Source organism: Phenylobacterium parvum, assembly GCF_003150835.1.
GTDB lineage: Bacteria > Pseudomonadota > Alphaproteobacteria > Caulobacterales > Caulobacteraceae > Phenylobacterium > Phenylobacterium parvum.
On the sequence record NZ_CP029479.1, the window covers coordinates 2,488,022 to 2,503,899 of the forward strand.

Genomic DNA, 15,878 nt, shown 5'->3' on the forward strand with positions numbered 1-15,878 from the left:
GTCGGCGGGGCCGTCAGGCCTCCACCAGGTTCTTTTCCCGGGCCGAGGCGATCATGGCCTTCTGCAGCTTCTCGAAGGCCCGGACCTCGATCTGGCGCACCCGCTCCCGGCTGACCCCGTACTGGGAGGCCAGGTCCTCGAGGGTGGTCGGGTCGTCCTTCAGTCGACGCTCGGTCAGGATGTGGCGCTCACGGTCCGTCAGCTCGGTCATGGCGGCCTCCAGGAGGCTCATCCTCTGGGTCCGCTCCTGGGACTCGGCGACCTGGGTCTCCTGGCTGACGGCGCCCGTATCCTCCAGCCAGTCCTGCCACTCGCTCTCGCCATCCACCCGCATGGGGGCGTTCAGCGAGGCGTCCGGGCCGGACAGCCTGCGGTTCATGGAGACGACCTCGGTTTGCTCCACGCCCAGCTTGGTGGCGATCAGCTCGACCTGGTCGGGATGGAGGTCGCCCTCCTGGAAGGCCGAGATGGCGCTCTTGGCCTTGCGCAGGTTGAAGAACAGCTTCTTCTGCGAGGCGGTGGTGCCCATCTTCACCAGGCTCCAGGACCGCAGGATGTATTCCTGGATCGAGGCGCGGATCCACCACATGGCGTAGGTGGCCAGGCGGAAACCCTTGTCGGGCTCGAACTTCTTGACGGCCTGCATCAGGCCCACATTGCCCTCGGAGATCACCTCGCCGATCGGCAGGCCGTAGCCGCGGTAGCCCATGGCGATCTTGGCCACGAGGCGCAGGTGGCTGGTGACCAGGCGGTGCGCCGCCTTCGGATCCTCGTGCTCACGCCAGCGCTTGGCCAGCATGAACTCCTCGTCCTTGGTCAGCATGGGGAACTTGCGAATCTCGGTCAGGTAGCGCGACAGACCGCCTTCGGGGGTCATCACGGCCAGAGCGTTCGCGGCCATCGGTCGGTTTCCTCCAGATGGGAGGACGGCAAAGACCAACCCCCCAGGTCGGATTTCACCTAGTGACCGAAAGCGGCGGCTTCAAGGCAAAGGCCGCAGGCGCCCGGTTACAATTCAGACAGGCGCGCCTCGACCCCGGCCATGTCCGGCGGCGGAGGCGCCTCGAACCTCAGCCTTTCGCCCGTGACCGGATGCAGGAAGCCCAGGACCGCCGCATGCAGGGCCTGGCGGGAAAGACCGGCGGCCTTCAGCGCCTCGCGCACCGCCGCGGCGGGTGCGCCCGAGCCATAGACCGGGTCACCCAGGCAGGGGCAGCCCAGCGAGGCCATGTGCACCCGGATCTGGTGGGTCCGCCCGGTCTCCAGCCGGCAGGCCACCCGCGCCGCCAGGGGCGCGCCCGGCGGGCCGAAGGTGCGTTCGGTCCGGTAGTGGGTCACGGCCTCGCGTCCGCCCGCCTTCAGGACCGCCATCTTCATCCGGTCATGGGTCGACCGTCCGATCCGGGTGCGGATCTCGCCGCCCGGCGGCCTCGGCGCGCCGCGCACCAGGGCGATGTAGCTGCGGTCGATGTCATGGGCGGCGAACAGGGCGGCCAGGCCCTGGTGGGCGGCGTCGGTCTTGGCCGCGACCATGACCCCGGAGGTCTCCTTGTCCAGCCGGTGGACGATCCCCGGCCGGGCCACCCCGCCGATCCCCGACAGGGAGGCGCCGCAGTGATGCAGAAGGGCGTTGACCAGGGTGCCGTCCGGCACGCCCGGCCCCGGGTGCACGGCCATGCCCGCGGCCTTGTTCAGGACGATCAGGTGGGCGTCCTCGAACAGGACGTCCAGCGGCAGGTCCTGGGGCTCGGGGAGGGCCGCCGCCGGCGGCGGGACCTCCACCCGGTAGATCCCGGGGGCCGCCCGGCCAGAAGCGTCCCGCACCACCGCCCCGTCCCGGGTCACGGCGTCGGTTTCCATCAGCGCCCGGAGGCGCGCCCGCGAAAGCTGCGGCAAGGCGTCGGCCAGGGCCCGGTCCAGCCGCCCGGCGACGCCGGCTGCAAGGATGGCCTCCAGGAACTCGCCGGCCGGGGCGGCCTCCTGGGAATCGTCCGGACCGTCATCCTCGAATCCGGCGGGGGGGTGGGCGGCGGGCATGGGCGCATGATCGCGGTTGCCGCGCCGCGCGCAAGGCCCCATCCCGGGGAAGGGCGGTCTGGACACAACGCTGTCATCGGGGTTCTTTAGGGGGGTCTGCAGGCCCGCGTCGGGACGACGCCGGTCGACAGGTCCGAATGGGGGAGTACAAGAACATGCGCGTGGATCGTCGCCGGGCCCTGGCCCTTTTCGGGGCGGGCACAGCCGCCGTCGCAGGCCCTTCGGCCGCCCAGGACCGCACGGTCCGCTTCGACCATGGGGTGGCCTCCGGCGATCCCACGGCGGACCGGGTCATCCTGTGGACCCGCATCACGCCCATGGACCCCTCAGGCGGCGCCATCACCTACGAGTGGAGCCTCAATCCCATCGACCGAAGGGCCGGCGGGGCCAAGTCGGGCCGGGGAACCACCTCCGCGGCCAGGGACTTCACGGTCAAGGTGGACGTGGGCGGCCTCGATCCCGGCCGGGCCTATACCTTCACCTTCACCTCCAATGGCGTCACCTCGCCCATGGGCCGCACGCGCACCCTGCCCGAGGGACCGGTGGAGGACGCCGTCCTGGCCATCGCCTCCTGCGCCCTCTATCCGGGCGGCTACTTCAACGCCTACCAGGCCATCGCCGACCTGCCCCGGGTGGACGCGGTCCTGCACCTGGGCGACTACATCTATGAGTACGGCGCCGACGGCTACGGCGCCGCGACGGGCAAGAAGCTGAACCGCCTGGTCAGGCCGGCCCACGAGATCTTCACCCTCTCGGACTACCGCAACCGCCACGCCCAGGTGAAGACCGACCCCCAACTCCAGGCCGCCCACGCCCGGGCCCCCTGGATCGTTGTCTGGGACGACCACGAGACCGCCAACAACAGCTGGGAAGGCGGCGCCGAGAACCACGAGAAGGACGAGGGCTCCTGGAACCGCCGGAAGGCGGCGGCCATCAAGGCCTATTACGAATGGATGCCGATCCGCGAGCCGGACGGCGGTGGCTTCTCCATCAACCGAGCCTTCGAGTTCGGCGACCTCGCCACCCTGTTCATGCTCGAGACCCGCCTCACGGCCCGCGACGAGCAGCTTGACTACGGCAAGGACCTCAATGGTCCGGACGGCAAGCCGGACGTCGCCCGGTTCCGCAAGCGGCTGGCCGATCCCGACCGCCGGATGATGGGTCCCTCCCAGGCCGACTGGCTTCGCCGGGGCCTCGCCAACTCCGTCCGGACCGGCCGCACCTGGCAGGTCCTGGGAAACGAGGTGGTCATGGCCCGGGTGAACGTGCCCGACCTTCGCGCCGCCCTGGGCCCGGACAAGTTCGCCGCCGCCACGGCAGACCTTGGCCCCGACGGCCTGCGACGCATCGACCGCATGGCCGGGATTGCGAAGCTGGGCCTGCCCTATGGCCTCGACATGTGGGACGGCTATCCCGCTGACCGCCAGCGCCTCTATGGCCTGATCAGCCGGGCGAAGGCCAACGCCGTGGTCGTCTCTGGCGACAGCCACGCCTTCTGGGCCAATGAACTCTACGACGCCCCGGAGGCCGGCAGGCGGGTGGCCGTGGAGTTCGGGACGACCGCAATCACCAGCCCCGGCGCCGGCGACGCCCTGCCGGGCGTGCCCGTGGGCCAGGTCATGGCCGACGCCAACCGCGAGGTGGTCTACTCCGACCAGGCCGCCAAGGGCTTCGTCCTCCTCACCCTCGGGCGGACCAGCGGCAAGGCCGAGATGATGGCCGTCTCCACCATCCTGGAGACCACCTTCACCACCAGCGTCCTGAAGACCTTCACCTTCACCCCCGGCGCCGAGGGGGTCTCCGGACTGAAGGAAGCCTAGCCACAAGCGCCCGGAGGCTCCTCCCAGGGGGGGGCTCCGGGCAGGGCCCGGTGAGGGGGATGCAGCCCTCAATCGATCATTTCGAGGACTTCGTTGACTGCTGCGATCACCGCCTCGGGTCGCTCAAGCTGGATCATGTGCCCGCAGCCGATCGTCTGCTGTACTGCCCGCCCGGAACGGGCTGTGATTTCGGAGTGCATCGCACTCAGCGCCGCTTGGTGGCGAGCGCCGGACTCCTGGGCGGAATCGAAAGATCTGGCTGCAGTCAGCAGTACCATCGGAAGTCTTCCCAGGCGCCGTCGCGCTTCATCCAACTCTGCGGTGCTCCGCGTCTCGAACGAGTCCATTTCTGAGCCCAATGCCCGAAAATAAACCCGTGCGGTTCGTTGCCTGTGGAGGCTCTCGCTCATGGCGGCGGATAGCGTTGGGTCGGGCAATCCCACGAACATCCTGTACGCGTCGGCGCCCGGGACGAGCTGACCAGCTGGGGCCATGGCCAGCGCCCTGGCGCGCGCCCGCTGACCCGCGCGGCGCGCGGACAACTTTTCCTCGGTAGTAAACCACCTCTCCAGCTGACGTTCGCAGGAGGAATCCACGAGGACGAGGCCTGCAACCTCCTCAGGGTGCAGGAAGGCGAAAAGCCAGGCCGCCATCCCTCCAATCGAGTGCCCGACCAAGACGTAGGGTGGGTCAATCTTCAGGCGACGTAAGGCCGCTCGGATATCTCTGACAGCCGCACCGGAGGTGCGCGGAAGGGGTCCAGGTTGACTGAACCCCGCCCCCGCATGGTCGAAGGAAACGCATTTGGCGCGTTTAGCGACCGCGGGTTGAACCCTTCGCCCGTCGAACGTTCCTCCACCAAGTCCCGAAAAAACACCACCGCTGGGGAGCCTCTGCCGAGCAGCATGAGATTCAGCCGCCGGCGAGAGTTGATCCGCACAAGTTGCTGAGGCGCGGCGTAGAGGTCTTGACCTTCAGGGGCGGGGCGAAGTGTCGGTCGCGTCATCAATGGCGGGCCATGGCTGCAACTCAGCTAGGGGTCGCAGATGGCCGCAACCACGGCAAGCGCACCTCACCTCTCCCCGGGCCGGGAAGGGGTGTCGGGAGTGACGGCGGGTTAAAGGGGGAACTGGGCGGCGCGCTTCAGGCCGCCAGTTCCGGAGTCCTGGATCGCCGCGGGACGGGATTGCGAGCGCCAACCGAGATCCTGACCCGGACATCGCGGTTCAGCCGCTCAAGGATGCGCATCAGCCGGTCCACCGTAAACCGGTCGAGCCGGGCCTGACGGATGCGCGAAAAGTCAGCCGCTGCAATGCCAGTACGCGCCGCGGCATCGCGAACGGTGAGCCGTTCCTTGTCGAGCGTCTTGACGACTTCCGAGGCCAGGAGGGCCCGGAGCTGGCGCAGGCTTGCATCGGGTGCGTCGAAGTCGGCAAAAACATTACCGGAGCCGCGCACCAGTTCGATATCGTGGACGAGCTCGTTCACGCCAGCATCTCCTTCAGACGTTTGATCCGGTCGCGCACGAGATCGATCTCGTAACGCGGCGTCGAAATTCCCTTTGTCGACTTCTTCTGGAAGGCATGGACCACCCAGATGTCGTCGCCCAATTGCAGCGCATAGACGACCCGATAGGCATCGCCGCGTTCTCTGATCGCCAGTTCCCAGACCCCGCTGCCCAGTCCACTCAGTGGCTTGGCCAGGTCCGGGGTTCCGCCATCGGCGATAATCGTCAGCGCATCTAACGCCCGATCGATCGCGCGGGCCGGAAACGCCTCGAAATCCTTTCGCGCCGCCTTGATCCACGAAATCGTCCTGAGGGTCGGGCGCGCCATCTCCCAGTGTTGTCATATTTGCCAACTTTTCTCAAGCCGTGCAGAGCGAGGCCTTCATATGGCCTTACCGGCGTACAGTCAGACCCCCGACCCCCTCACCCCACAGCCAGCAGGACATGCCCGGCCTTGATCAGGGCCCGGACCGGCGCCCCCGGGGCCAGGCCCAGGGCCCCGGCGCTGGCGTGGGTGACCATCGCCACCAGGGTCTTGCCGCCGCCGATGTCCACGTGGACCTCGTCGTTCACCGCCCCGGTCTCGAGGCGCGAGACCACGCCTTCCAGGTCATTGCGGGCGCTGGTGCGCAGGGGCGGGGCGTCGCCGTCTGGAACGGCGGCCAGCAGGATGTCGCCGGCGTTGATCAGGGCCAGGGCCGGTAGGCCGGGAGTGAGGCCCAACTCCAGGGCCGCCTCCCGGGTCACGCCAGCCACCAGGCTGCGGCCGTCGCCCAGGTCCAGCACCACCTCCGAGTTCACCGCCCCTTCGGTCACCGAGACCACTTCGCCGCGCAGCATGTTCCGGGCCGAGGTCTTCATGGTCAGGCTCCACAGGAAGGTGGGGTCAAAGTCCGTTCCGCCCTTGGCGAGCCTCAGCTCCAGGGCGCCGAGGACCCACTTCATCTCGGTGTTGAGGCCGTCGTAGGCGCGCAGGACGGCCCAGCCCTCGGGGGTGAGGCGGGCCGCCCCGCCCCGGGCGCCGCCGGGCTGGCCGGTCACCAGCGGCCGGGGGAAGAGGTTGTTCAGGGCCTGGACCGAGTCCCAGGCGGCCCGGTAGCTCAGGCCATGCCGGCTGGCGGCGGCCGAGATCGAGCCTTCCCTGCCGATATCCGCCAGCAGGGCGATGCGGGCGACCGAGACCACGGCCTTGCCGCGCCGGCCCAGGGTCACGCTGACCTCCAGGGGCTCGCCCCTCCGGCGGGGCTGGAACTCAGGCGGCATGGGGGGACGCTTGCGCGGCCCGGTCGGCGTCACGGCGGTCATGTCGGTCTCCGGTTGGAGGTTTCCATCAGTAGGCCACCCTCAGGGTCAGGCCCGCCGACCGCGGGTCGCCCGGCGCCCCCAGGACCAGTCCCGAGTTTCCCGCCTGGACAGTCACCGAGGTCAGCCAGGACGCATCGAAGGCATTGCGCACCCAGGCCGTGAGCTCCCAGGCGCCGGGCCGGCGCAGGCCCGCCGACAGGTTCACCAGGGCGTAGCCGTCGATGACCGTGTAGGCCGAGCCCGTCGCCTCGCCGGCGGCGTCGCTCCATCCATTGGCGTCGAGGCGCAGGAAGACTTCGCTTCCCGGTCCCGGGATCGGGCGGGCGTAGTCCGCCGAGGCGCTCCAGGCCCATTTCGGGGCGCCGGGGAGGCGCCGGCCCGACAGGTCACAGGCGGTGGTCGCCACCCCGATCTGCTCCAGGGGACAGGGCCCGTTGGCGTAGGAGAGGTAGCGGGCGTCGGTCAGGGCCGCCGCGCCGGTCAGCACCAGGCCCGCCAGGGGCCGTAGCTCGGCCTCCGCCTCCACCCCCCGCGAGCGGACGCGCTCGACGTTGGCGAGATAGCCGCGCAGGGCGCCGGGGCCGGTGTCGACCACATTGGCCTGGAAGTCGCGCACCCGGGTCTCGAAGACATCGAGGCTCAGGGCCAGCCGCCCGCCCTCGGGCCGCAGCTTCAAGCCCGCCTCCCAGGCCATGACCCGCTCGGGCCGGATGACGGCGGTGGCGAGGGCCGGCTGGCCCTGGGCGTTTGTCGGCAGGCCCGACATGTTGATTCCGCCCGAGGTCTCCGCCCGCGCCAGGCTGGCATAGGCCGAAAGGCCGGGTGAGAGGCGATAGACCGCCGCGAGGCGTCCCGAGAGCCCGCCGTCGCGGATGGCGGCCTGGTAGGCCTGGGGCCGCAGGATCGACAGCTTGGCGGCCTGTAGGAAGGGGGTTGGCGCCGGGCCGCCGCCGGACACGGTGGAGGCGAACCTGCCCGCCTTGTCTTCCCAGGCATAGCGCAGGCCGGCGGTCAGGCTGAGCCTCTCGGAGGCCGCCCAGGTCGCCTCGCCGAAGACCGCCGCGCTGGTCGAGCGGAACCGGGTACGCCCCTCCGTCCCGTAGCCGTCGAGCAGGCCGGCGGGCCAGGTCGGGGCCGGCCCCAGCAGCCAGGCCGTCGCCGCCGGGCCATAGACCGAGATCGGACGGCCGATGATCACCTGGGAGAAGACGAGGACCCCCGCCGATCCCTGGACCGGTCCCGCCTCCCGGGTGACCAGGCGTAGTTCCTGGCTGACCTGCTCCTGCCGCGAGGGGATGTGCTGGACCGTCTGGATGGACAGGCCGGTGAAGTCGCGGTCGTTGGCCGCATCCCAGTCCCACCAACGCCAGGCGGTCAGGCTGGTCAGATCGAAGGCCCCGGCCCGGGCCCCGATCCGCGCCATGACCCCGCCTTCGGTCGTGTCGATGGCGAGGGGAGCGTCGATGTCCGTGATCCGCGCCTTCGGGTCCAACGGTAGGGGGACGTATCCCGCCGCCGCCGCGAGGGCCGGGAACTGGCGGGCGGGGGGCCTGAGGGTGGTCCCGATACGCATCGGGACCTGGGTGCAGCATTCCGCCTTCAGGCTCGCCATATCTGCAGAGAAATCAATGACTAGGTCGTCTGACGGCGTAATCCTCAGACGTCCCAGGGCGTTGAAGGACCCAAGGAAATTGCTGCGCCTTCCGGATTTCATGTTGCGCAGCATTCCATCTCGCGCCGCGCCGCCCAGGCTGAGCCGGGCGGTGATCTGGTCATCGCCGAGGGACCCGGAAACGCTGGCCCGGGCGCGGCGGTATCCGTAGTCGCCAAGGGTCAGCTCGCCGTCGGCCTGGGGCGCGGTGGCCGGGGCCCGGGTGACCAGGCTGACCACCCCGGCCGTCGAGGTCCGGCCGAAGAGGGTCCCCTGCGGTCCGCGCAGGATCTCCACCCGCTCAAGGTCCTGGAGGTCAAAGGCCGCAGCCGCTGGCCGGGCGCGGTAGACCCCGTCGACATAGAGCCCCACCCCCGGCTCCAGGCCGTCATTGGCCTGGGACACCGCCGCGACCCCGCTGCCCAGGCCGCGGATCGTCAGGGCGGTGTTGCGCGGGTTCGGAGAGGAGAAGCCCAGGGAGGGGACCCGGGCGGCGAGGCCGGCGACCCCGGTGGTCCCCGAGGCGCGGAGGGTGTCGGCCGTGACCACGGTCAGGGAGACCGGGGCGGCCAGGTCGTCCTCAGGACGAAGGCGGGCGGTGACGACCAGGGGCTCCACGCTCGCCGCCGCCTCGGCCCGGGCCGCCGAACCTGCGAGGGACGCCGCCAGGGCGGCGAGGCCCCGGAGAACGGGCTTCAGGCGCAGGATGGGGGGCAAGACGGGTCTCCGCGGGGACGGAGACCGTTATGCAGTCAACCTGCATAACGCTCAAGTTTCAGCCGGCCTCGCGGTCGGGTCCGGCGCCGGGGACGGGGGCGAGGCTGACGCCGTCCGGGGTCACGCTCCGGAAGAAGCAGGTGCGGGCGCCCACATGGCAGGCCCCGCCGTCGCCCTGCGGCCGGACCCTCAGGAGGACGGCGTCCTGGTCGCAGTCGATCCGCACCTCTTCCACGACCTGGACCTGGCCCGAGGTCTCGCCCTTCTTCCAGAGGGCTTGGCGGGAGCGGCTGAAATAGACGGCCTCGCCCGAGGCCAGGGTGGCGCGCAGGGCCTCGGCGTTCATCCAGGCCAGCATGAGCACCTCGCCGGTGTCGGCGTGCTGGGCGATGGCGGCGACCAGGCCGTCGGGGCCAAAGCGGGGGGCCAGGACGTCGCCGGTCTCCAGCGCCTCCACCGACGGGGCCGCAGGGAAGTCGGCGGTCATGGCGGCTCCTATCGGCGGTTGGCGAAGTCCAGGAAGCGCTGGCGCAGGCCGTCGTCGGTCTTGAAGACGCCGGTGAACTGGGTCGTGATCGTCGAGACGTGCCGGTGGTGCAGGCCGCGGGTGGTCATGCACTGGTGGGCGGCGTCGACCAGGACCGCCACGCCCGCCGGGCGCAGGCTGTCGTTGATGGCGTTGGCGATCTGCTGGGTCAGGGTCTCCTGGTTCTGGAGACGGCGGGCGAAGATGGTCACCACCTTGGCCAGCTTGGAGATGCCCACGACCCGGTTGGTCGGCATGTAGGCCACGTAGGCCTTGCCCAGGAAGGGCGCCATGTGGTGCTCGCAGTGGCTCTCCACCTCGATGTCCCGCAGCATGACGATGTCGTCATAGCCCTGGACGTCCTCGAAGGTCTTGGACAGCTCCTTGGCCGGATCCTGGCGGTAGCCCTCGAACCAGTCCTGATAGGCGTCGATGACCCGCTTGGGGGTGTCGATCACGCCTTCCCGGCGGGGGTCGTCGCCCGCCCAGGCGATGAGGGTGCGGACGGCCTCCATGGCCTCCTCGCGGGTCGGCCGGCGCAGGGGCTCGAGGCCCGCGGGGACGGCGGCGGCGGGGGAGTCGGCGGGAGCGGCCATGTCGTCTTCCTTCAGGATCCGCGCGGTGGAGAGGGGCTGTCCCCAAAGTCCTTGGCCCGCCGGACGGCCAGCCTGTATACGGGAGCCGCCCCGCCGGGGGCAACCTCGCGCCGCCTCGGACCTGACCAGACCCGCCCCATGCCCCTCGCCCTCTACGACTCCATGGCCCGCGCCAAGCGGCCCTTCGTCCCCGCCGATCCGGCCCGGGTGACGATGTATGTCTGCGGGCCGACGGTCTACAATTTCGCCCACATCGGCAACGCCCGCCCCGTGGTGGTGTTCGACGTCCTGTTCCGCCTGCTGCGCCAGGCCTACGGTGAGGCCGCCGTGGTCTATGCGGCGAACGTCACGGACGTGGATGACAAGATCAATCGCAGGGCCGCCGAGGAAGGCGTGCCGATCGACGTCATCACCGACCGCTACCTGGCCGCCTACAACGCCGACATGGCCGAGTTGGGCGCCCTGAGGCCCAGCCTCCAGCCCCGGGCGACGCGGACCATGGACGCCATCATCGCCCTGATCGGCCGGCTGGTCGCGAACGGCTCGGCCTACGCCGCCGAGGGGCATGTCCTGTTCGACACCCAGGCCTGCGGCGACTACGGCGCCCTGTCCGGCCACCCGATGGAGGACATGATCGCCGGCGCCCGGGTGGACGTGGCCCCCTACAAGCGCCATCCGGCGGACTTCGTGCTCTGGAAGCCCTCCAAGCCGGGCGAGCCGGTTTGGGACAGCCCCTTCGGCCCTGGCCGGCCGGGCTGGCACATCGAATGCACGGCCATGATCGAGCAGTCCCTGGGCCTGCCCATCGACATCCACGGCGGCGGCATCGACCTGCTCTTCCCGCACCATGAGAACGAGCGGGCGCAGGGGGTCTGCGCCCACGACCCCGGCGCCGACGGCGACCGCACCTACGCCCGCTACTGGATGCACAACGGCTTCCTGAACTTCGGCGAGGAGAAGATGTCGAAGAGCCTGGGCAATGTCGCCCTGGTGAACGACCTCATCAAGTCAGCCCCGGGCGAGGCGCTGCGCTGGGCCCTGCTGGTCGGCCATTACCGCGCACCCCTGGAGTGGACCGGCGACCTCATCGCCCAGTCGGTGAAGGCCCTGGATCGGCTCTACGGCGCCCTGCGCCGGTCGGCGGGAATCGAGGCGGCCGAAACCGGCCCCGCGCAGGCCTTCGTGGCCGCACTGGAAGATGACCTCAACACCCCCGCCGCCATGGCCGAGCTGTTCGGCCTGGCCACCGCCCTGGAGACCGCGACAGGCCCTGGACGGGCCGAGGCCAAGGGCCGGCTGCTGGCCTCCGCCCGGCTGATGGGCTTCCTGTTCGGCGATCCCGAGGCCTGGTTCCAGGGCGGTGCGGATGACGCCCTGAAGGCCCGGATCGACGATCTGGTGGCTCGCCGGTCAGAGGCGCGCGCCGCCAAGGACTGGCCGGCGGCCGACCAGATCCGCGACGAACTGGCCGCCCTGAACGTCGAGGTCATGGACGGCCCGTCCGGCGCGACCTGGAGACTCAAGGAGAGGACGTGATGGCGATCCGCCCGCCGCCCATGTTCGGCATGAAGGGGGGCGCCCCCAAGGCGTCCGGCGGGCCCATCCCGCTGCGCGTCGAGCACCGGATCGGGGTCCAGGTCCCGGCGGAGATCCTGTGGGAACTGCTCAGCAACCTGGAGGGCTGGAGCGGCTGGAATCCCCTCTATCCCCAGGCCCAGGGCCAGATCCGCATCGGCTCCCAGCTCGAGCTGACCGAGGTCCTGCCCGGCCGATCCCCGCGGCAGGCCCGCCCTGTCGTGCTGGAATGGGTGCCCCTGGAACAGATCCACTGGCGGGACTCCCGGTCCGATGGCTGGGTTAAGTCGGTGCGGTTCATCGAGGTCGACATCCTCAGCCCGACCGGATGCATCATCTCCAACGGCGAGATCTTCAGCGGCTGGCTGGCCAAGCGGCACCTCAAGCTCCACGGGCCGGCCCACCGCGAGGGCTTCCGCGCCATGAACGAGGCCCTGGTCGATCATGCCGTCCGCCTCTGGACCGACCGGGGCGGATCACCGCCGGACGCCCGATGATCGACGACATCTATTCGGCCAAGGTCCTGGCCCTGGCGGCCAACCTGCCGCACCTGGGGCGGCTGGCGGCGCCCGACGGGTCGGCGGAGAAGACCTCGCGCCTGTGCGGCAGCCGGGTGCGGGTCGATGTCGGCCTCGATTCGGACGGGCGGATCGCCCGGTTCGCCCAGGACGTTAAGGCCTGCGCCCTGGGCCAGGCGTCGGCCGCCATCCTCGGCGCGGGCGCGATTGGCGCCGACGAGGCCGAGCTTGAGTTGGCGACCGAGGCCTTCCGCTCTATGCTGAAGGCGGGCGGTTCCCCGCCCGAAGGACGCTTTTCGGATCTCGCCATGCTCGCCCCGGTAAAGGACTATCCCGCCCGGCACGCCTCGACCCTCCTGGCCTTCGAGGCCGCACTGGAGGCTGTCCGCCAGGCAGGTGCGCGAACTAGCCCCGCCGGCGCGGCTTGATCCCGGCGACTCTGCGGGATAGGCACAACCCCAATTCGCAAGCCTGCGAGCCGGCATGAACCTCTACGAACGCTGCGTCAGGGGCGCCCACCGCGCCTACAAGCTGACGCTCTCGCCCCTGATCGGGCGCCAGTGCCGGTTTCTTCCGACCTGCTCGGATTACGCCGCAGAAGCCCTGATCACGCACGGTCCCTGGAAAGGCTCCGGACTGGCCGCCAGTCGACTGTGCCGCTGTAATCCCTGGGGTGGATCGGGCTATGACCCGGTCCCGCCCCGGAGCCCCGGAGGCCCCGCCGCGGCGGGACCCGAGGCCCCGAAACGGACGACCTGAACCATGATCGAACTCATCTTTCCCGATGGCTCCAAGCGGGCCTTCGACGAGGGGGCCAGCGGCCGCGACGTCGCCGCCTCCATCGCCAAGTCGCTGGAGAAGCGCGCCCTTCTGGTGCGCCTGGACGGCGAGCTTCTGGACCTGGACCGGCCCCTGCCAGGCGGCGGGACCTTCGAGATCCTGACGCGTGAGAGCCCGGACGCCCTGGAGGTGATCCGCCACGACGCCAGCCACGTGCTGGCCCAGGCTGTGCAGGAGCTCTTCCCCGGCACGCAGGTGACCATCGGCCCGGCCATCGAGGACGGCTTCTACTACGACTTCGCCCGGGATGAGCCCTTCTCGCTGGACGACCTGTCGACCATCGAGGCGCGCATGGCCGAGATCGTCGACCGGGACGAGAAGATCGTCCGCGAGGTCTGGGACCGGAATGAGGCCATCTCGCACTTCAAGGGGATCGGCGAGGCCTACAAGGCCGAGATCATCTCGGACCTGCCCGGGGACGAGGTCATCACGGTCTATCGCCAGGGCGAGTGGAAGGACCTTTGCCTGGGACCGCACCTGCCGTCCACGCGCCACGTGGGCAAGGCCTTCAAGCTGACCAAGCTGGCGGGCGCCTACTGGCGCGGCGACCATCGCAACGCCCAGCTGCAGCGCATCTACGGCACGGCCTGGGCCACCGAGGCGGACCTAGAGGCCCACCTGAAGCGGATCGAGGAGGCCGAGCGCCGGGACCACCGCCGGATCGGCCGGGCCATGGACCTCTTCCACCTGCAGGAGGAAGCCCGGGGGATGATCTTCTGGCATCCGAAGGGCTGGACCCTCTACCGCACGGTCGAGGCCTACATGCGCCGCCGGGTGGAGGCGGACGGCTATGTCGAGGTCAAGGCGCCCCAGATCATGGACCGGGGCCTCTGGGAGAAGTCCGGGCACTGGGAGAAGTTCGGCCAGGCCATGTTCACGTGCGAAACGACGGAAGGCGAAGAGCTGGCCGTTAAGCCCATGAACTGTCCGGGGCACGTCCAGATCTTCAACTTCGGCCAAAAGAGCTATCGCGACCTGCCCCTGCGCATGGCCGAGTTCGGCGCGTGCCACCGGTACGAGCCCTCCGGCGCCCTGCACGGGATCATGCGCCTGCGCGCCTTCACCCAGGATGACGCCCACATCTTCTGCCGTGAGGACCAGATCGAGGCCGAGACGACGAAGTTCGTGAAGCTGCTGAACTCGGTCTACTCCGACTTTGGCCTCGACCTGCACAGCGTGAAGCTGGCCCTGCGGCCGGACATCCGCGCCGGGTCCGACGAGGTGTGGGACGTCGCCGAGGCCAAGCTGGACCGCGCCGCCCGCCAGGCGGTGAACATGGAGGTCGAGCCCCTGCCCGGCGAAGGCGCCTTCTACGGCCCCAAGCTGGAGTTCCACCTGCGCGACGCCATCGGGCGGACCTGGCAGTGCGGCACCCTGCAGCTGGACTTCGTCCTGCCCGAGCGCCTCGACGCCGAGTACGTGGCCGAGGACGGCTCCAAACAGAGGCCGGTCATGCTGCACCGGGCGATCTGCGGCTCCATGGAGCGCTTCCTGGGGGTGGCCATCGAGAACTACGCCGGCGCCTTCCCGCTGTGGCTGGCGCCCACCCAGGCGGTGGTGGCCTCGATCACCTCGGACGCCGACGACTACGCCCGCGAAGTCGCCGCGGCCCTGAAGGCGGCGGGGCTGAGGGTCGAGCTCGACCTGCGCAACGAGAAGATCAACTACAAGGTGCGGGAACACAGCCTGGCCAAGACCCCCGTGATCGCCGCGGTCGGCCGCCGGGAGGCCGAGACCCGCGCCCTGGCCATCCGCAGGCTGGGGGCCGAGGGCCAGACCATCCTGCCGCTGGATGAGGCCGTGGCGGCCCTGGTCGCCGAGGCGGTCCCTCCCGACCTGGCCCGCGCTGCGCTGAGAGGCTGATGCTGGAAGTCTCCGGTCCGGTCGAGGCGATTGCTGCGGCCCCTGCGCATGGCGCGGGGGCCTCGGTGGTGCTTGTGGCCTACATGACCGGGGAGTCCCTGTTTCCCTCCATCGACAGCGCCCTGGCCCAGCCGGAAGTGGCCGAGGTGGTGGTCGTCGACAATGGCTCGACGCCTGAGGACGCCGCCCGCCTGTCCGAGCTCGCCGCCAGGTCGGACCGACTGCGGCTGGTCACCGGCCAGGGCAATGTCGGGTTCGCCCGAGGCGCCAACCTGGGCGCCCGCGCGGCCCGGGGCGACCTGCTGGTCTTCCTGAACCCAGACGCCTTCCTGGGCCCTGGCGGGGTCACCGCCCTGGCCGCAGCCCTGGCGGGCAGGCCCTCGCCCAGCCTGGCGGGGGCCCGCATCCTGAACCAGGACGGGACCGAGCAGAGGGGCGGGCGCCGCGGCGAGGTGACGCCCCTGTCCACCCTCCTCAGCCTGTCCACCCTGGCCCGCCGGGCGCCGGCCCTGCAGCGTTTCGAGGTGCACCTCGAGGATGAGCCGACGCCTTCGGACGTGGTCGAGACCCCGACCATCTCCGGCGCCTGCTTCGCCATGCGCAGGGCCGATTTCGAGGACCTGGCTGGCTTTGACGAGGGCTATTTCCTGCACGTCGAGGACATCGACCTCTGCTGGCGCGCACGGCAGGCGGGCGGCCATGTGGTCTTCCAGCCGGCGGCGGAGGTGGTCCACGTCGGGCACACCAGCCGCGCCAACCCGCTCCGGGTGGAGTACGCCAAGGGCTGCGGCCTGGCCCGGTTCTTCCGCAAGCGGGCCCGGACGCCGATGGGCCTCGTGGCGGCGTGGGCCCTGGGCCCCTTCATCGTCGCCGCCGCCGTTGTCCGCCCGTTCCTGTGGCGACTGGGCGGCCCGCCCGCCTGA

At 70.3% G+C, this 15,878-nt stretch carries 15 protein-coding genes and 1 pseudogene; 7 read left to right on the forward strand and 9 right to left on the reverse strand.

Features of this window, described 5'->3' with window-relative positions; translation table 11 throughout:
* Positions 1-13: 13 nt before the first annotated feature.
* Positions 14-901, reverse strand: coding sequence for an RNA polymerase sigma factor RpoH (gene rpoH / locus HYN04_RS11630; protein ID WP_110450908.1), 888 nt, complete (start codon positions 899-901; stop codon positions 14-16).
* Between the two features lie 107 nt (positions 902-1,008).
* Positions 1,009-2,037, reverse strand: coding sequence for an RluA family pseudouridine synthase (locus tag HYN04_RS11635; protein ID WP_110450909.1), 1,029 nt, complete (start codon positions 2,035-2,037; stop codon positions 1,009-1,011).
* A 155-nt stretch (positions 2,038-2,192) separates the two neighbouring features.
* Here HYN04_RS11635 and HYN04_RS11640 point away from each other — a divergent pair, with 155 nt between their 5' ends.
* Positions 2,193-3,857 (forward strand): alkaline phosphatase D family protein, encoded by a 1,665-nt coding sequence (locus HYN04_RS11640; protein WP_110451416.1) that lies wholly within the window; start codon positions 2,193-2,195, stop codon positions 3,855-3,857.
* Positions 3,858-3,925: 68 nt separating this feature from the next.
* On the opposite strand, the pseudogene HYN04_RS11645 reads toward HYN04_RS11640, so the two are convergent.
* From HYN04_RS11645 to folE, 7 genes and pseudogenes are all read right to left on the reverse strand, one after another.
* Positions 3,926-4,663 (reverse strand): annotated as a pseudogene (locus HYN04_RS11645) (alpha/beta fold hydrolase); the annotation flags it as partial.
* Between the two features lie 337 nt (positions 4,664-5,000).
* Positions 5,001-5,345 (reverse strand): helix-turn-helix domain-containing protein, encoded by a 345-nt coding sequence (locus HYN04_RS11650; RefSeq protein WP_199285964.1) that lies wholly within the window; start codon positions 5,343-5,345, stop codon positions 5,001-5,003.
* Positions 5,342-5,692, reverse strand: coding sequence for a type II toxin-antitoxin system RelE/ParE family toxin (locus HYN04_RS11655; RefSeq protein ID WP_110450911.1), 351 nt, complete (start codon positions 5,690-5,692; stop codon positions 5,342-5,344). Before HYN04_RS11655 ends, HYN04_RS11650 begins: the two co-directional genes overlap by 4 nt.
* Positions 5,693-5,787: 95 nt before the next feature.
* Positions 5,788-6,669 carry a TOBE domain-containing protein gene (locus HYN04_RS11660; RefSeq protein ID WP_199285965.1) on the reverse strand — a complete coding sequence of 294 codons (882 nt, stop codon included), beginning with the start codon at positions 6,667-6,669 and terminating at the stop codon, positions 5,788-5,790.
* Between the two features lie 25 nt (positions 6,670-6,694).
* Positions 6,695-9,037, reverse strand: coding sequence for a TonB-dependent receptor (locus tag HYN04_RS11665; protein ID WP_110450912.1), 2,343 nt, complete (start codon positions 9,035-9,037; stop codon positions 6,695-6,697).
* Positions 9,038-9,095: 58 nt separating this feature from the next.
* A complete protein-coding gene (gene hisI / locus HYN04_RS11670) occupies positions 9,096-9,524 on the reverse strand; it encodes a phosphoribosyl-AMP cyclohydrolase (RefSeq protein ID WP_110450913.1) in 429 nt (142 codons plus the stop codon).
* Positions 9,525-9,532: 8 nt separating this feature from the next.
* Positions 9,533-10,159 carry a GTP cyclohydrolase I FolE gene (gene folE / locus HYN04_RS11675; RefSeq protein WP_110450914.1) on the reverse strand — a complete coding sequence of 209 codons (627 nt, stop codon included), beginning with the start codon at positions 10,157-10,159 and terminating at the stop codon, positions 9,533-9,535.
* Positions 10,160-10,297: 138 nt separating this feature from the next.
* Here folE and cysS point away from each other — a divergent pair, with 138 nt between their 5' ends.
* Genes cysS through HYN04_RS11705 form a run of 6 tightly spaced genes read left to right on the forward strand, consistent with a single transcriptional unit; the run spans position 10,298 to position 15,878 of the window.
* Positions 10,298-11,695 carry a cysteine--tRNA ligase gene (cysS, locus tag HYN04_RS11680; RefSeq protein ID WP_110450915.1) on the forward strand — a complete coding sequence of 466 codons (1,398 nt, stop codon included), beginning with the start codon at positions 10,298-10,300 and terminating at the stop codon, positions 11,693-11,695.
* Positions 11,695-12,231 (forward strand): SRPBCC domain-containing protein, encoded by a 537-nt coding sequence (locus tag HYN04_RS11685; protein WP_241962619.1) that lies wholly within the window; start codon positions 11,695-11,697, stop codon positions 12,229-12,231. Before cysS ends, HYN04_RS11685 begins: the two co-directional genes overlap by 1 nt.
* A complete protein-coding gene (locus HYN04_RS11690) occupies positions 12,228-12,680 on the forward strand; it encodes an iron-sulfur cluster assembly scaffold protein (RefSeq protein WP_110450916.1) in 453 nt (150 codons plus the stop codon). The genes HYN04_RS11685 and HYN04_RS11690 overlap by 4 nt, the downstream gene beginning before the upstream one ends.
* A 55-nt stretch (positions 12,681-12,735) precedes the next feature.
* Positions 12,736-13,011, forward strand: coding sequence for a membrane protein insertion efficiency factor YidD (gene yidD, locus HYN04_RS11695; RefSeq protein WP_110450917.1), 276 nt, complete (start codon positions 12,736-12,738; stop codon positions 13,009-13,011).
* 3 nt (positions 13,012-13,014) lie between these two features.
* On the forward strand, positions 13,015-14,955 hold the full coding sequence (thrS, locus tag HYN04_RS11700; protein ID WP_110450918.1) for a threonine--tRNA ligase: 1,941 nt from the start codon (positions 13,015-13,017) through the stop codon (positions 14,953-14,955).
* Positions 14,955-15,878 carry a glycosyltransferase family 2 protein gene (locus HYN04_RS11705; RefSeq protein ID WP_110450919.1) on the forward strand — a complete coding sequence of 308 codons (924 nt, stop codon included), beginning with the start codon at positions 14,955-14,957 and terminating at the stop codon, positions 15,876-15,878. Before thrS ends, HYN04_RS11705 begins: the two co-directional genes overlap by 1 nt.

Bases quoted from the DNA above. Each gene is read 5' to 3' on its own strand.
- HYN04_RS11660 (WP_199285965.1), bottom strand. From the start codon at position 6,669: ATGACCGCCGTGACGCCGACCGGGCCGCGCAAGCGTCCCCCCATGCCG.
- thrS (WP_110450918.1), top strand. From the start codon at position 13,015: ATGATCGAACTCATCTTTCCCGATGGCTCCAAGCGGGCCTTCGACGAG.
- HYN04_RS11655 (WP_110450911.1), bottom strand. From the start codon at position 5,692: ATGGCGCGCCCGACCCTCAGGACGATTTCGTGGATCAAGGCGGCGCGA.
- HYN04_RS11705 (WP_110450919.1), top strand. From the start codon at position 14,955: ATGCTGGAAGTCTCCGGTCCGGTCGAGGCGATTGCTGCGGCCCCTGCG.
- hisI (WP_110450913.1), bottom strand. From the start codon at position 9,524: ATGACCGCCGACTTCCCTGCGGCCCCGTCGGTGGAGGCGCTGGAGACC.
- cysS (WP_110450915.1), top strand. From the start codon at position 10,298: ATGCCCCTCGCCCTCTACGACTCCATGGCCCGCGCCAAGCGGCCCTTC.
- HYN04_RS11635 (WP_110450909.1), bottom strand. From the start codon at position 2,037: ATGCCCGCCGCCCACCCCCCCGCCGGATTCGAGGATGACGGTCCGGAC.
- HYN04_RS11640 (WP_110451416.1), top strand. From the start codon at position 2,193: ATGCGCGTGGATCGTCGCCGGGCCCTGGCCCTTTTCGGGGCGGGCACA.
- HYN04_RS11690 (WP_110450916.1), top strand. From the start codon at position 12,228: ATGATCGACGACATCTATTCGGCCAAGGTCCTGGCCCTGGCGGCCAAC.
- rpoH (WP_110450908.1), bottom strand. From the start codon at position 901: ATGGCCGCGAACGCTCTGGCCGTGATGACCCCCGAAGGCGGTCTGTCG.
- HYN04_RS11685 (WP_241962619.1), top strand. From the start codon at position 11,695: ATGGCGATCCGCCCGCCGCCCATGTTCGGCATGAAGGGGGGCGCCCCC.
- yidD (WP_110450917.1), top strand. From the start codon at position 12,736: ATGAACCTCTACGAACGCTGCGTCAGGGGCGCCCACCGCGCCTACAAG.
- folE (WP_110450914.1), bottom strand. From the start codon at position 10,159: ATGGCCGCTCCCGCCGACTCCCCCGCCGCCGCCGTCCCCGCGGGCCTC.